Origin of the sequence: Curtobacterium luteum (assembly GCF_014646995.1) — a bacterium.
In the GTDB taxonomy this organism is placed as follows: Bacteria; Actinomycetota; Actinomycetes; order Actinomycetales; family Microbacteriaceae; genus Curtobacterium; species Curtobacterium luteum.
Window position 1 is genome coordinate 15,661 of the sequence record NZ_BMOI01000018.1, and the last position, 12,281, is coordinate 27,941.

The following is a 12,281-nucleotide window of genomic DNA, read 5'->3' on the forward strand; positions in this document are numbered from 1 at the left end:
ACCCCGAGGGACGCATGCAGCCAGACGGACAGCCCCTGCCGGGCGTCTCGTACGTGATGCCCGTGCTGAACGAGGTCACCGAGGTCCGTGCTGCCGTGCAGAGTCTGCTCGACCAGGACTACGCCGGTCCGTTCGAGGTCATCCTCGCGCTCGGGCCGTCGATCGACGGCACGAACGAGCTCGTGGCCGAGATGAGCGCCGCCGACCCGCGGATCCGCGCGATCGAGAACCCGGTCGGGTCGACGCCCGCCGGGTTGAACGTCGCGATCCGGGCCTCCGAGCACCCTGTCGTGGTCCGCGTCGACGCGCACTCGGTGCTGCCGCGGGACTACACGCGTGTGGCGGTCCGGGTGCTGCAGGAATCCGGCGCGGACAACGTCGGCGGGATCATGCACGCCGAGGGCCGCACGCCCTTCGAACGTGCCGTGGCACTCGCCTACGGCAGCCGTGTCGGGCTCGGGGGCACTCCGCACCACGTCGGTGGTCAGGCCGGGCCGGCCGAGACGGCGTACCTCGGGGTGTTCCGACGCGACCGCCTGTTCGAGGTCGGCCTGTTCGACGAGGGCATCAAGCGCGGCCAGGACTGGGAGCTCAACCGGCGGCTGCGCCAGACCGGCGGGACCGTGTGGTTCACGCCGGAGCTCGTCGTGACGTACCGCCCGCGGCCGAGCCTGAAGCGGCTCGTGCGCCAGTTCGTGGCGACGGGGCTGTGGCGGGGCGAACTCGCGCGGCGGTTCCCGGCGAACAACGGCCTGCGCTACTTCGTGCCCCCGGCGATGGTGGCGGCGATGGCGCTCGGCATCGTCGCCGGGGTCGTCGGGATCATCGGCGCCGCCACGGGGACGGGGGCGGCGTGGGCGCTGCTCGGGTTCGTGGTCCCCGCGGTCTACCTGCTCTTCGTCGTGCTCGGAGCGGTCGCAGTGGCGCGGCGCTCCGGACCCAGGACACTCCTCTGGCTCCTCGTGGTGCTGCCGTGCATCCACGTCGGCTGGGGCATCGGGTTCATCATCGGCTTCCTCACCAGGACGTCCGACCTCACGACGCACACGGGACGGTGACCGCCATGACCGACGAGACCGCCACCGGCCGCACGGGCCGACCGACCTCCATCGCCGAACTCCGCGCCGTGGCGCAGCCGGACGCGGTCCGGATGCGGGCGAACGCGGAGCACTGGACAGCCTCGCTGTACCTGCGCGACGTGTCGCCGTACCTGACGTGGGTGCTGCTGAAGACCCGGGTGAGCGCGAACCAGGTCACCGGCCTGATGATCCTCGTCGGGTGGAGCGTCGCTGCCGCGCTGCTCGTCCCCGGCATCTGGGGCGCGGCACTCGCGCTCGTGCTCGGGCAGCTGCAGATGCTCGTCGACTGCAGCGACGGCGAGGTCGCCCGCTGGCGCGGCACCCACTCGCCGGCCGGCGTGTTCCTCGACAAGGTCGGCCACTACACGACCGAGGGGCTCATCCCCGTCGCACTCGGCATCCGGGCGGCGACGTGGCCGATCCACGACGCCGACTGGATGTGGACGACGATCGGCTGCGCGCTCGGGCTCGTGATCGTCCTCAACAAGGCGCTCAACGACATGGTGCACGTCGCCCGCGCGAACGCCGGGCTCGAGAAGCTCGTCGACCGCCGTGACGCGTCGACCGCGCCGTCCGGTCGCCGCCTGGCCTCGCTCCGTCGGCTCGCGCGCTTCCTGCCGTTCCACCGCCTGTACCACTCGGTGGAGCTGTCGATCCTCGCCTTCGTCTTCGCGCTGCTCGGACTCGTCATCGGCGACACGCTCGCGTCGCGGATCCTCGTCGGCACCCTCCTGCCGCTCGCCGTCCTCGCGACGATCGGGCACTTCCTCGCGATCATCGCGTCGAAGCGGGTGCGGGCGTGATGCCGGGCACCACCCGCCGCCACGCAGTCCTGCACCGTGCGCGCCCGCGGGTGGCCGTGGTCAGCCTGTCGCAGGGGACCCGTCCGGACGACCTGCGCCGGGGGCTCGAGAGCGTGCTCGCGCAGCAGGACGTGGACCTCGACGTCGTCTGCGTCGGCAACGGGTGGGAGCCGACCGGGCTGCCGGACGGGGTGCGTGCGCTCGCACTGCCCGAGAACGTCGGCATCCCCGCGGGTCGGAACGCCGGCGCCGAGGCGGTCGAGGGCGACTACGTGTTCTTCCTCGACGACGACGCCTCGGTGCCGTCGCCGACCTTCCTCCGCGACGCGATCGCGCTGTTCGAGCACGACCCGTCGCTCGGCCTGGTGCAGCCGCAGGTCGTCGACCCGTCGGGCGCGGCGAACCCCACGCGATGGATCCCGCGCATCCGGAAGGGCCGGGCGTCGGACTCCTCGCCCGTGTTCTCGGTGTGGGAAGGGGCGGTGGTCCTGCCGATGGACGTGTACCGCACGGTCGGCGGTTGGGGAGCGCCCTACTTCTACGCGCACGAGGGCATCGAGCTCGCGTGGCGGGTCTGGGACGCCGGCCGCCGCACCTGGTACGCCGGCGACCTCGTCGCCCACCACCCGGCGATCGACCCGGCCCGGCACCGCGAGTACTACCGGCTGAACGCCCGGAACCGTGTCTGGTTGGCCCGGCGGAACCTGCCGACGGTGCTGCAGCCGCTCTACGTCGGCTCCTGGGCCGCGATCCAGGTCGCCCGGTGGTGGCGACACCCGCGCCGGCTGGCGACGTGGTTCGGCGGGGTCCGCGAGGGATGGACGACGGACTGCGGACCGGCCTCGACCATGGGCTGGCTGACCATCGGGCGGATGACGCTCGCCGGCCGGCCCCCGATCATCTGAGGAGACCCATGTCGATCCCCAGCGACGTGCGCACGGCGTTCCGGCTCGTGCAACGACTCCTGCGGTCGCGGCAGAGCCGGAACCAGCTGGCGCGGCGGCTCCGGACACAGCCGCCTCTCGCTCCCGGGTCCGTCGAGATCGCGGTGTACTTCGCCGACGGCCCGGTGAACATGTACCAGGTGCGCCAGTGGTACGGCCCCCTGGCCGAGCTGCACGCCGAGCACCCGGTCGCGATCATCTCCCGGAGCCCCGGCACCATGCTCGCGCTGCTCGACGAGTCGCCCGTGCCCGCGGTCTACGCGCGACAGGTCGTCGACCTCGAGCGCTTCGTCGACGAGCAGGCGCCGAAGATCGTCCTCTACGTCAACCAGAACGCCCGCAACTTCCAGATGATGCGGTACGGGCGCATGTGGCACGTCTTCGTGAACCACGGCGAGAGCGACAAGATGTACATGACGACGAACCAGTTCAAGGCGTACGACTACGCCCTGATCGCCGGCGACGCCGCTCGTGACCGGCTCACCGCAGCGCTCTGGGACTACGACCTCGACGCCAGGACCATCGCGATCGGCCGGCCCCAGGCGGACCACTTCGCGGCCGACGTGCCCTGGCCGGCGGACGGGCGGACCGTCGTGCTCTACGCGCCGACGTGGGAGGGCGACCGTGCTGCGGCGGCCTACGGATCGATCGCCAGCCACGGCACGACCATCGCCGACCGGGTGCTCGCGTCGCCCGCACACCGACTCGTGTACCGGCCGCACCCGCGCTCCGGGGTGCTCGATCCCGAGTACAAGGCTGCGCACGAGCGCATCATCGCGGCGATCTCGGCCGCGAACGCCGCTGACCCGGCCGCCCACCACGTGTACGACGACGGACCCGGGCTCGGGTGGCAGATCGCCGGGGCGGACGTCGCGATCACGGACATCTCGGCGATGATCTACGACCGGCTCGCCGTCGGGAAGCCACTCATCGTGACCCGGCCGGTGTCTCCGGACGCGGACGTCGACGAGCGCGGCTACCTCGGGGACGCCAACTGGTTGCTCGCCGCCGAGGCCGAGGACGTCGTCGCCCGGGTGGACGCCGCGGCGCACGACGCGGAGGAACTCGCGCGGCTCCGGCACTGGGTCGAGCGGTACTTCGGGGACACCACCCCCGGTGCGGCCACGGCTCGCTTCCACGGCGCGATCGAGCGGCTGCTCGAGCGCTGGCGAACGGTCGCGGCCGAGCACGTCGGGCGCTGACGGGCAGGGGCGACCGCGCCGTGCGTCGACGGGCACGGGGCGACCACCCTGGACAAGGTCGGGCAGGGGCGCGCTGACGGCGTGTGGCGTGTGCCCCGGCGTGCTCCCGGGCGCGGGCCCCTGCCCGGCACGTCCCGCTCATCGACCGGTCGACTCCGCCACCAGCGGCACCCGCCAGAGGTACTCGCTCCGGTCCGGACGCCGCCACCGGAGCACCACCACGCCGGTGTCGTCCGGTGCCGCCCCGAACACGGCGATCGACAGCGCCCGACCGGGCTCGAGACGACGGACGCCCAGCGGGGGACAGTAGCCCGAGCCGAGGTGCGTCAGCGTCAGCCCGTCGACCGGTTCCGTGCCGGTGTTGACCAGCCGGTAGCGGCGCGGGGCATCACGGCGGTCGACGTGGAACGGGACGCGGTACGCGGTGGTGGTGGGGTGCATGCCGGACACGTTAGGCGGGGGTGCCGACGCCGACGCCCCCGGGAGGCCGTCGGTCCGACCGGGCTGTGGAGGGGGCCGGGGCGCGGCCCGTTGTGGAGGAGCGTCGCGCGGGCGGTCAGGACGCGGTGTCGGCGTTGTACCGCTCGAGCGCCTCGTCGATCGTGCCGTCGAACTGCAGTCGACCCTTGTCGAGGTACAGCCCGCGGTCGCAGAAGCGTCGCAGGTCCTTGTCGCTGTGCGAGACGAAGAACAGTGTGCGGCCGCCGGCGAGGAGCTCGTCGATGCGCTTGTAGCACTTCTCGCGGAACCCCTTGTCGCCGACCGCGAGGACCTCGTCCACGAGCAGCACCGGCTCGTCGAGGCGCGAGATGACGGAGAACGCGATGCGGACCTTCATGCCGCTGGACAGGTGCTTGTACGGGGTGTCGACGAAGTCGCCGATCTCGGCGAACTCGATGATCTCGTCGAACGCGTCGCGGATCTCGGCCCGCGACATCCCGTGGAGTCCGGCCGTGAGGTAGACGTTGTCGCGCACCGTGAGGTCCCCGACGAACCCGCCGGTGATCTCGATGAGGGGAGCGACTCCGGCGCCGACGTGGACCCGGCCCTCGTCGGGGAGCATCACCTGGGCGACCAGCTTGAGCAGCGTCGACTTGCCCTGGCCGTTGCGGCCGACGACACCGATGGCCTCGCCGGGCTGCACTTCGAAGCTGACGTCGCGGAGCGCCCAGAACTCGTCCGCGCGCTTGCGGCGGTCACGGCCCGCGAAGAGGTCCTTGAAGCTGCGGCTCGCACGGCGGTTCCGCTTGAACCGGATGCCGGCTCCGCGGACGCTGATCACGGGCGTCGTGGTCGTGCTCGGTCGGGACTGGTCGGTGGCCGTCATCAGAGCTCCTTGAGGACGCGGTGCTCGCTGCGCCGGAACACGACGAGCCCGATCAGCAGCACGACCACCGTGACCACGGTCGAACTCGCCACCTCGAGCCAGTGCAGCTGGCTGGGGAAGAACGCGGACCTGTAGATCCCGATGATCCCGGACAGCGGGTTGAGCGCCATGAGGTCGCGGAAGCGCTCGGGCAGTGCGGACGTGCCGTAGATGATCGGCGACGCGTAGAAGAGGAACCGCAGGACGAGCTTCACGGCGCGCTCGAGGTCGCGGAAGAACACCACGAGCGGTGCGACGATGAGGCCGAGCCCGTAGATGAGCCCGCACTGCAGGACGATCGCGAGCGGGTAGAGCAGGACCTCCCAGTGCACGCGTGCCCCGGTCGCGAGCACGAAGATCGCGAGGACGGGCAGGCTCAGGACGAACTCGATGCCCTTCGACGCGTCGATCCGGGCCACCCAGATGCTCCGCGGGATGGTCGTCGAGCGGATGAGCTTCGCCTCGCTCGTGAACGCACGGGTGGAGTCGGACACCGCCCCCGTGAACCACATCCACGGCAGAAGCGCGGAGAGCAGGAAGACGATGTACGGCTCTTCGCCGACCTTGCCGCGGTGGAACACCTGTGTGAAGACGAACCAGTAGATGGCCGACATCACGAGCGGGTCGAGGATGGACCAGAAGTACCCGAGCGCCGACGTCGAGTACCGCACGCGCAGGTCGCGGACGGTCAGCAGCCAGAGCGCATGACGGTAGCGCCGACCGGCGCTGCGGCTGGCCATGGGGGCAGCAGCCGCGGGCACGGTCGGCGCACTCGCTGTGGTCACGGTTTCCCTCCGGGCGGAACCGCCGAGGGGGTGGGGGCCGTTCAGGCGAACAGGTTGTTCGCGCGCTCGAGGTCCTCGGCGAAGTCGATCTCGACCGCGTAGAGGTCCGAGATGTCGACCGGCGACCAGCGTAGCCCGTCCTCGGCGATGGCAGCCTCGATGCCGCCCTCGAAGTACTCCTGGTCGTCCACCCGGCCCAGCTGGCGGATGAGCGCCTGCTTGTCGGCGGCGGAGACGTAGTTGATCCCGACGGCCTCGCCGAGACCACCGACGACCTGCTTCGACAGCTTCTCGATGAAGCCCTCGGCGTCGACCGTGTACTTGACCTCTTCGTCGGAGACCTTCTCGGTGTTGACGCTCACGAACGAGCGGTCCTCGTCGATCATGTCGGCGGCCCGGACGAGGGCGCGCGGGTCGAAGACGACGTCGCCGTTCATCCACAGCACGCCGCTCTTGCCCGTGGCCTTGAGCGCACGGAGCAGGCTCTTCGAGGTGTTCGTGGAGTCGTAGGACTCGTTGTAGACGAAGTTCGCCTGCGGGAAGGCCTCGACGATGTACTCCGACTTGTAGCCGACGACGATCGTCACGCGAGCACTCGAACCGAACGCGGCGCGGATGTTGTCGAACTGCTGCTGCATGATGGTGCGGCCGTCGGAGAGCTCCGTCAGCGGCTTCGGCAGGCTGCGCCCGAGGCGGCTGCCCATCCCCGCGGCGAGGATGACGATCTGCGTGGTCATGCTGGTCCCTTCTGGTGTCCGCCCGCGCGCCTGTGGGGCACGGGCGGGCCTCGTCGAGTCTGCTCCCGCCGGATCGGGGTCGGCCGTGAACCCTCGCTTCTCGGATCAGACTCCCAGCGCGGGCTGCATCACGTTGGCCGGCCCGGGCGGGTTTCCAAGTGGTGAACACTTCGGCGTGCCCTGGTGAATGATACGGAACGAGCGCCTTCCGGGGTACACCGCGCGGGGCTTCGTTCCCGGATCGTGACCCTCGACCGGGCGACGCGCGGGGCGGGACCGGGGCGGTCGCCACCCTGTGGCAGACGGTTGGTACGGTGGGGCGATGGCCGCAGGAACAGACGACGAGGACGTGTACGCGACGTCCGACGCTGCCTGGCTGACCGAGGCCGACAGCGACACGGGGGACGACGGTGACACGCCGCACGACAGCGACACGGACGACGGGGAAGCGCGTGGCGCTCCCGTCGACGACGAGATGACCGACGACGCGGGCACGGACGCGGGGACGATCGCCACGGACACGGCTCCCACCGAGCCGGGTACGGACACGACCGGCACCGGCACGACGACCGGTTCGGAGACGTCGCCCGCGGCGACGGCGTCCACGGGCGGTTCCGCGGCGGCCGATCGCGTCCCGACCGCCAGCGCGAAGCGGCCGGGGAACCAGCGCGGTGGCAAGGGCCGCGCGAAGCGACCCGCCGGCGCGGGGGCCCGGATCGACGGCGGCCGGCCCGACACGGACCGATCGGACTCGGATCGGCCCGACGCGGCCCGGCCCGGGTCGGACCCGGCCGGAGCGGCGGCGGCCGAGTCGACCGCCGCGGCCACCGTCCCGACGAAGAAGCGCGCACCGCGCAGCCCCGCCGCGAAGCGCCCGCAGGCCGCGGCACCGAAGCAGCCGGTCGTGCTCCGCGCCGAGGGCCTCGTCAAGCGGTACGGCCACACCCTCGCCGTCGACGAGGTGGACCTCGAGATCCGCCAGGGGTCGATCTTCGGTGTGGTCGGCCCGAACGGCGCCGGCAAGACCACCACGCTCTCGATGGTCACCGGCCTGCTGCGTCCCGACGCCGGCACGGTGACCGTGCTCGACCACGACGTCTGGGCCGACCCGACCGCGGCCAAGCGCAGCCTGGGCGTCCTGCCGGACCGGCTGCGCCTGTTCGACCGCCTCACCGGTGGCCAGCTGCTCTACTACTCGGCCACGCTCCGTGGCCTCGACGGCGCGACAGCCCGTGAGCGCAGTGCCGACCTCGCCGAGGCCTTCGGACTGGGCGAGGCCCTCGGACGCCAGGTCGCCGACTACTCGGTCGGCATGGCGAAGAAGATCGCCCTCGCCGCGACGCTCATCCACTCGCCGCGAGTGCTCGTCCTCGACGAGCCGTTCGAGTCGGTGGACCCCGTGAGCGCGGCCACGATCACCGAGATCCTGCGTCGCTACACCGCCGGTGGCTGCACGGTGGTCCTCTCCAGCCACTCGATGGAACTGGTGCAGCGGACGTGCGACTCGGTCGCGATCATCGTCGGCGGCAAGGTCCTCGCATCGGGGACGATGGCGCAGGTCCGCGGGCGCAAGAGCCTCGAGGACAAGTTCGTCGAACTCGCGGGCGGCCGCGTCGTCGCAGAGAGCATGGAATGGTTGCACAGCTTCTCCGGCTGAGGGCCGACCTGCTCGCCGGCGAGGTCCGGGGGAGCGCCCGGCGCTCGGTACTGGTCGTGCTCGGCAGCCTCGTGGGGCTGCTGGTCGCGGTGGGCATCGCCGTCGTGGCCGCAGGGCTCCGCACGGCCGACCCCGAATCGGCCAGGGCCGTCGTCGTGCCGGTCGGCACACTCGCCACGTTCGGCTTCACGGTCGTCCCGCTCGTGGTCGGTCGCAGCGACCAGTTCGACCCGCGGCGCTTCGCCGTGTTCGGGATCGGGCGGAAGGACCTCACGGTCGGCCTGTTCGTCGCGGGACTCGTCGGTGTGCCGGTCGTCGCCGTGGCGATCGTCGCCGTCGGGCAGTCCGTCACCTGGATGCGCGGAGGCGGCACCGCCGTGCTCGGCGTCGTCGGAGGCCTGCTGGCCATCGCGACCTGCGCACTGCTCGTCCGTGTCGGGTGCACGGCCGGCTCCCGCCTCATCGGCCAGCACCGGACCCGGGACGCCGGCTGGCTCGTCGCGCTCGTCATCGTGGTGCTCGGCATCCCCACCGTGTCGCTCCTCCTCGACAGCGGCTGGATCGACCCGGTCGGTGTCGAGACGCAGCGGGTCGCGGGCATCGCGGGCTGGACGCCGTGGGGTGCGGCGTGGGCCGTCCCGGCGGACGTCGCCGTCGGTGACGTCGGTACCGGGCTCCTCAAGCTCCTCGTCGCGGTCGCTGTCCTCGCCCTCCTCGCCTGGGCGTGGTGGGCGCAGGTAGGACATGCGCTCGAGACCGTGGAGACCCGGACGCGGAGCCGCCGGTACCGCGGGCTCGGGTGGTTCGACCGCCTCGGGTCGACACCGGTCGCCGCGGTCGCGGCACGCGCCCTGACCTACTGGGGTCGTGACCCCCGCTACCGGACCTCGTACCTCGTCCTCGTGTTCGTCCCGATCGTCGTCATCCCGCTCGGGGTCGCCGGCGTGCCCTGGCACTGGACCGCGCTCGTGCCGCTGCCGCTGATGGCGCTCATCGCCGGGTTCCTGCCGCACAACGACGTGTCGTACGACAACACCGCCGTGTGGTTGCACGTCGCCTCCGGCGCGCCCGGGTGGAGCGACCGCCTCGGCCGGGTCGTCCCCGTCCTGACCGTCGGGCTCCCGGCGCTCGTCGCGGGTTCGGCCGTGTCCGCGTGGCTCTTCGGCGACTGGATCGCGTTCCCGGTGCTGACCGGGGTCGGCGCCGCCGCGCTCCTGTCGGGCCTCGGGCTGTCGAGCGTCGTGTCCGTCCTGCTCCCGTACCCGACGGTCCGGCCGGGCGACCACCCCTTCCAGCAGCCGCAGGCGGCCGGGGTCACCGCGACCGTCGCACAGTCGGTCATGGTGATCGGGACGGTGCTGTGCTCCGTGCCGGCCGGATGGCTCGGCGTCCTCGCCCTCCGCGACGGTCCCGACCCGTGGGCGGTCGCGACGGTCGTCGTCGGTGCGGCCGTCGGCGTGCTGGTCCTGGTGGTCGGCGTGGCGGTCGGTGGCCGCGCCTTCGACCGCCGAGGGCCGGACCTGCTGGCAGCCGCCCAGCGCAACTGACGCCCGGCGGACCCGCCGACCGGCGCGACCCGACGGTCGCCCCCGGCGCAGCGCGGCCGCCGACCGACGCGACCCGACGGTCGCCCCCGGCGCAGCGCAGCCGCCGACCGACGCGACCCGACGGTCGCCCCCGGCGCGACGGCACCGGACAACGGCCGGGAGGCGCGTGGCGGCCCCGCCCCGCGCCTCCCGGCCGACCGTCCGTCGCGGCCCGGACGCGCGCGTCGTACCCTGGACCCATGAGCATGACGGAACCCGGTGGCGGCCTCGACGTGATGGACCGCGAGCTCGAGAAGCTCCTCGAGGACGAGGGGATCGAGCCCGGCGATCACGAGCGGTTCTCGCACTACGTGAAGAAGGACAAGATCCTCGAGTCGGCGCTCAGCGGCAAGCCCGTCAAGGCGCTGTGCGGCAAGAAGTGGATCCCCGGGCGCGACCCGGAGAAGTTCCCGGTCTGCCCCGATTGCAAGAAGATCTACGAGCGCATGAAGGCGGAGTAGTCCGCCGAACGACACGATCGCCGGTCAGATGACCAGCGTGGGGATGGCCGGGTCGCCCCGTCCGATGCGAGCAGCATCGGCAGGGAGCTCGGCCTTCGCCATCCGGTGGTGCTTGCGGGCCGCCTCCACGCCGGCGCTCCCGAGGAAGGCTGGGTCGACCTCGCCGTCCGTGACCACCGGGACGAGCAGCGGCCGTTCGTCCGGCCCGACCGCGCCCTGGGTCAGGACCACCTCGGCGGTGGCCACGCCGTTGCGGAGCCGCCGTCCGGCCTCCTTGCGGCCGCCGGTCGACGCCTTGTCGGCGGACTTCTTCGCGACCGGGACCCAGGCCTCGTCGGCCGCGTCGCGGTGTGCCACGAGCTTGAACACCATGCCGGCAGCCGGGTGCCCGGAACCGGAGACCACCGAGGTGCCGACGCCGTAGGAGTCGACCGGCGCTGCCCGGAGCGCCGCGATCGTGTACTCGTCGAGGTCGTTCGTCACCGTGATCTTCGTCCCGGTGGCGCCGAGCCGGTCGAGCTGCGCGCGGACCGCGGCGACGACGGACGGCAGGTCACCGGAGTCGATGCGCACGGCACCGAGCTTGCCGTCGGTGAGGCGGACCGCGGTCTCCACGGCCGCTTCGATGTCGTAGGTGTCGACGAGGAGGGTCGTCCCCTCGCCGAGGGCGTCGAGCTGGGAGCGGAACGCGGCCTCCTCCGAGTCGTGCAGGAGCGTGAACGCGTGCGCGGCGGTGCCCATCGTCGGGATGCCCCACGTGCGACCGGCCTCGAGGTTGCTCGTCGCGCCGAACCCGGCGATGTACGCGGCGCGGGCGGCGGCGACCGCGTTCCACTCGCCCGTGCGGCGGGAGCCCATCTCGGCGAGGGGGCGGTGGTCGGCGGCGGACACCATGCGCGCGGCGGCGCTCGCGATCGCGGAGTCCGCGTTGCAGATGCTCAGTGCGAGGGTCTCGAGGACGACGGCCTCGGCGAAGGTGCCCTCGATCTGGAGGACGGGCGAGTTCGGGAAGAAGACCTCGCCCTCGCGGTAGGCGCGGACGTTCCCGGTGAAGCGGTAGTCGGCGAGCCAGCGTGCCGTGCCCGCGTCGATGACGCCGCGGTCGCGGAGGAAGCCGATCTCCTCGTCACCGAAGCGGAAGTCGCCGAGTGCGGTGAGGAACCGGCCGAGGCCCGCCGCGACGCCGTAGCGGCGTCCGTCCGGCAGCCGTCGGGTGAACACCTCGAACACGCACCGACGGTCGGCGGTGCCGTCCTTCAGTGCGGCGTCCACCATGGTGAGTTCGTACTGGTCCGTGAGGAGCGCGCTGGTCACCTCCCCGACACTACGGCAGGGGTCGGTCGGGAGGCGCGGGTTGCGTCGGGTGGTCGGGTCGCGTCGGACGCTGGCGCTGTGTCGGGTGTTGGGGCCGCGTCGGGCGCTCGGGCCGCGTCGGGCGCTGGCGCCGGCCGCAGCCGGGTGGTCGGGCTGTGGCGCCAGGGCGGCGTGCGAGGTTTCGCACACGGTGGCACCTTTCGCGGGTCGCACGGTGTGTGCGGCCTCGCACGGTGCGGCGCCCCCTCGCACGGTGCGAGGGGAGCGCCGGGCGCACCTCGCACGGTGCGAGGCGCGGTCGCGGGGCGACGGAGCGTGCGAGGTTCCGCGCACGGTGGCACCTTTCG

At 72.3% G+C, this 12,281-nt stretch carries 12 protein-coding genes; 7 read left to right on the forward strand and 5 right to left on the reverse strand.

The genetic code is table 11. The features are described 5' to 3' along the window. Nucleotides 1–14: 14 nt before the first annotated feature. From IEY20_RS15895 to IEY20_RS15910, 4 genes are read left to right on the forward strand one after another with little or no spacing between them, the layout of a single operon-like run. Nucleotides 15–1,058, forward strand: a complete 1,044-nt coding sequence (locus IEY20_RS15895; protein ID WP_175328555.1) for a glycosyltransferase family 2 protein — start codon at nucleotides 15–17, stop codon at nucleotides 1,056–1,058. Between the two features lie 5 nt (nucleotides 1,059–1,063). After that, on the forward strand, nucleotides 1,064–1,882 hold the full coding sequence (locus IEY20_RS15900; protein ID WP_175328556.1) for a CDP-alcohol phosphatidyltransferase family protein: 819 nt from the start codon (nucleotides 1,064–1,066) through the stop codon (nucleotides 1,880–1,882). Further along, the gene (locus IEY20_RS15905) at nucleotides 1,882–2,787 is read left to right on the forward strand and encodes a glycosyltransferase family 2 protein (protein WP_175328557.1); all 906 of its coding nucleotides are present in this window, start codon (nucleotides 1,882–1,884) and stop codon (nucleotides 2,785–2,787) included. The genes IEY20_RS15900 and IEY20_RS15905 overlap by 1 nt, the downstream gene beginning before the upstream one ends. 8 nt (nucleotides 2,788–2,795) lie before the next feature. Further along, nucleotides 2,796–4,028: a CDP-glycerol glycerophosphotransferase family protein gene (locus tag IEY20_RS15910; protein WP_188889308.1), complete on the forward strand. Its 1,233-nt coding sequence runs from the start codon at nucleotides 2,796–2,798 to the stop codon at nucleotides 4,026–4,028. A gap of 138 nt (nucleotides 4,029–4,166) precedes the next feature. Here the strand turns inward: IEY20_RS15910 and IEY20_RS15915 are convergent, their stop codons facing one another. The 4 genes from IEY20_RS15915 to IEY20_RS15930 all read right to left on the reverse strand — a co-directional run bounded on the left by IEY20_RS15915 (nucleotide 4,167) and on the right by IEY20_RS15930 (nucleotide 6,916). Next, the gene (locus tag IEY20_RS15915) at nucleotides 4,167–4,469 is read right to left on the reverse strand and encodes a hypothetical protein (RefSeq protein ID WP_175328559.1); all 303 of its coding nucleotides are present in this window, start codon (nucleotides 4,467–4,469) and stop codon (nucleotides 4,167–4,169) included. Between the two features lie 115 nt (nucleotides 4,470–4,584). Further along, the gene (locus IEY20_RS15920) at nucleotides 4,585–5,355 is read right to left on the reverse strand and encodes an ABC transporter ATP-binding protein (RefSeq protein ID WP_175328560.1); all 771 of its coding nucleotides are present in this window, start codon (nucleotides 5,353–5,355) and stop codon (nucleotides 4,585–4,587) included. Next, the gene (locus IEY20_RS15925; protein ID WP_022904208.1) at nucleotides 5,355–6,134 is read right to left on the reverse strand and encodes an ABC transporter permease; all 780 of its coding nucleotides are present in this window, start codon (nucleotides 6,132–6,134) and stop codon (nucleotides 5,355–5,357) included. Before IEY20_RS15925 ends, IEY20_RS15920 begins: the two co-directional genes overlap by 1 nt. Nucleotides 6,135–6,220: 86 nt before the next feature. Further along, nucleotides 6,221–6,916 carry a phosphocholine cytidylyltransferase family protein gene (locus IEY20_RS15930; RefSeq protein ID WP_022904207.1) on the reverse strand — a complete coding sequence of 232 codons (696 nt, stop codon included), beginning with the start codon at nucleotides 6,914–6,916 and terminating at the stop codon, nucleotides 6,221–6,223. Nucleotides 6,917–7,238: 322 nt separating this feature from the next. Between IEY20_RS15930 and IEY20_RS15935 the strand changes: the two genes are divergently transcribed. From IEY20_RS15935 to IEY20_RS15945, 3 genes are all read left to right on the forward strand, one after another. Beyond that, nucleotides 7,239–8,573: an ABC transporter ATP-binding protein gene (locus tag IEY20_RS15935; protein WP_229728121.1), complete on the forward strand. Its 1,335-nt coding sequence runs from the start codon at nucleotides 7,239–7,241 to the stop codon at nucleotides 8,571–8,573. Next, the gene (locus IEY20_RS15940) at nucleotides 8,549–10,120 is read left to right on the forward strand and encodes an ABC transporter permease (RefSeq protein ID WP_175328561.1); all 1,572 of its coding nucleotides are present in this window, start codon (nucleotides 8,549–8,551) and stop codon (nucleotides 10,118–10,120) included. The genes IEY20_RS15935 and IEY20_RS15940 overlap by 25 nt, the downstream gene beginning before the upstream one ends. A gap of 239 nt (nucleotides 10,121–10,359) precedes the next feature. Next, nucleotides 10,360–10,620 carry a DUF3039 domain-containing protein gene (locus IEY20_RS15945; protein WP_022904204.1) on the forward strand — a complete coding sequence of 87 codons (261 nt, stop codon included), beginning with the start codon at nucleotides 10,360–10,362 and terminating at the stop codon, nucleotides 10,618–10,620. 24 nt (nucleotides 10,621–10,644) lie between these two features. On the opposite strand, the gene IEY20_RS15950 is transcribed toward IEY20_RS15945, so the two are convergent. Then, nucleotides 10,645–11,895, reverse strand: coding sequence for a nicotinate phosphoribosyltransferase (locus tag IEY20_RS15950; RefSeq protein ID WP_217504345.1), 1,251 nt, complete (start codon nucleotides 11,893–11,895; stop codon nucleotides 10,645–10,647). Between the last annotated feature and the right edge of the window lie 386 nt (nucleotides 11,896–12,281).

Coding starts and splice junctions, on each gene's coding strand:
- IEY20_RS15895 (WP_175328555.1), top strand. CDS start 15: ATGCAGCCAGACGGACAGCCCCTGCCGGGCGTCTCGTACGTGATGCCC.
- IEY20_RS15940 (WP_175328561.1), top strand. CDS start 8,549: ATGGTTGCACAGCTTCTCCGGCTGAGGGCCGACCTGCTCGCCGGCGAG.
- IEY20_RS15930 (WP_022904207.1), bottom strand. CDS start 6,916: ATGACCACGCAGATCGTCATCCTCGCCGCGGGGATGGGCAGCCGCCTC.
- IEY20_RS15900 (WP_175328556.1), top strand. CDS start 1,064: ATGACCGACGAGACCGCCACCGGCCGCACGGGCCGACCGACCTCCATC.
- IEY20_RS15950 (WP_217504345.1), bottom strand. CDS start 11,895: ATGGTGGACGCCGCACTGAAGGACGGCACCGCCGACCGTCGGTGCGTG.
- IEY20_RS15935 (WP_229728121.1), top strand. CDS start 7,239: ATGGCCGCAGGAACAGACGACGAGGACGTGTACGCGACGTCCGACGCT.
- IEY20_RS15945 (WP_022904204.1), top strand. CDS start 10,360: ATGAGCATGACGGAACCCGGTGGCGGCCTCGACGTGATGGACCGCGAG.
- IEY20_RS15925 (WP_022904208.1), bottom strand. CDS start 6,134: ATGGCCAGCCGCAGCGCCGGTCGGCGCTACCGTCATGCGCTCTGGCTG.
- IEY20_RS15905 (WP_175328557.1), top strand. CDS start 1,882: ATGCCGGGCACCACCCGCCGCCACGCAGTCCTGCACCGTGCGCGCCCG.
- IEY20_RS15915 (WP_175328559.1), bottom strand. CDS start 4,469: ATGCACCCCACCACCACCGCGTACCGCGTCCCGTTCCACGTCGACCGC.
- IEY20_RS15920 (WP_175328560.1), bottom strand. CDS start 5,355: ATGACGGCCACCGACCAGTCCCGACCGAGCACGACCACGACGCCCGTG.
- IEY20_RS15910 (WP_188889308.1), top strand. CDS start 2,796: ATGTCGATCCCCAGCGACGTGCGCACGGCGTTCCGGCTCGTGCAACGA.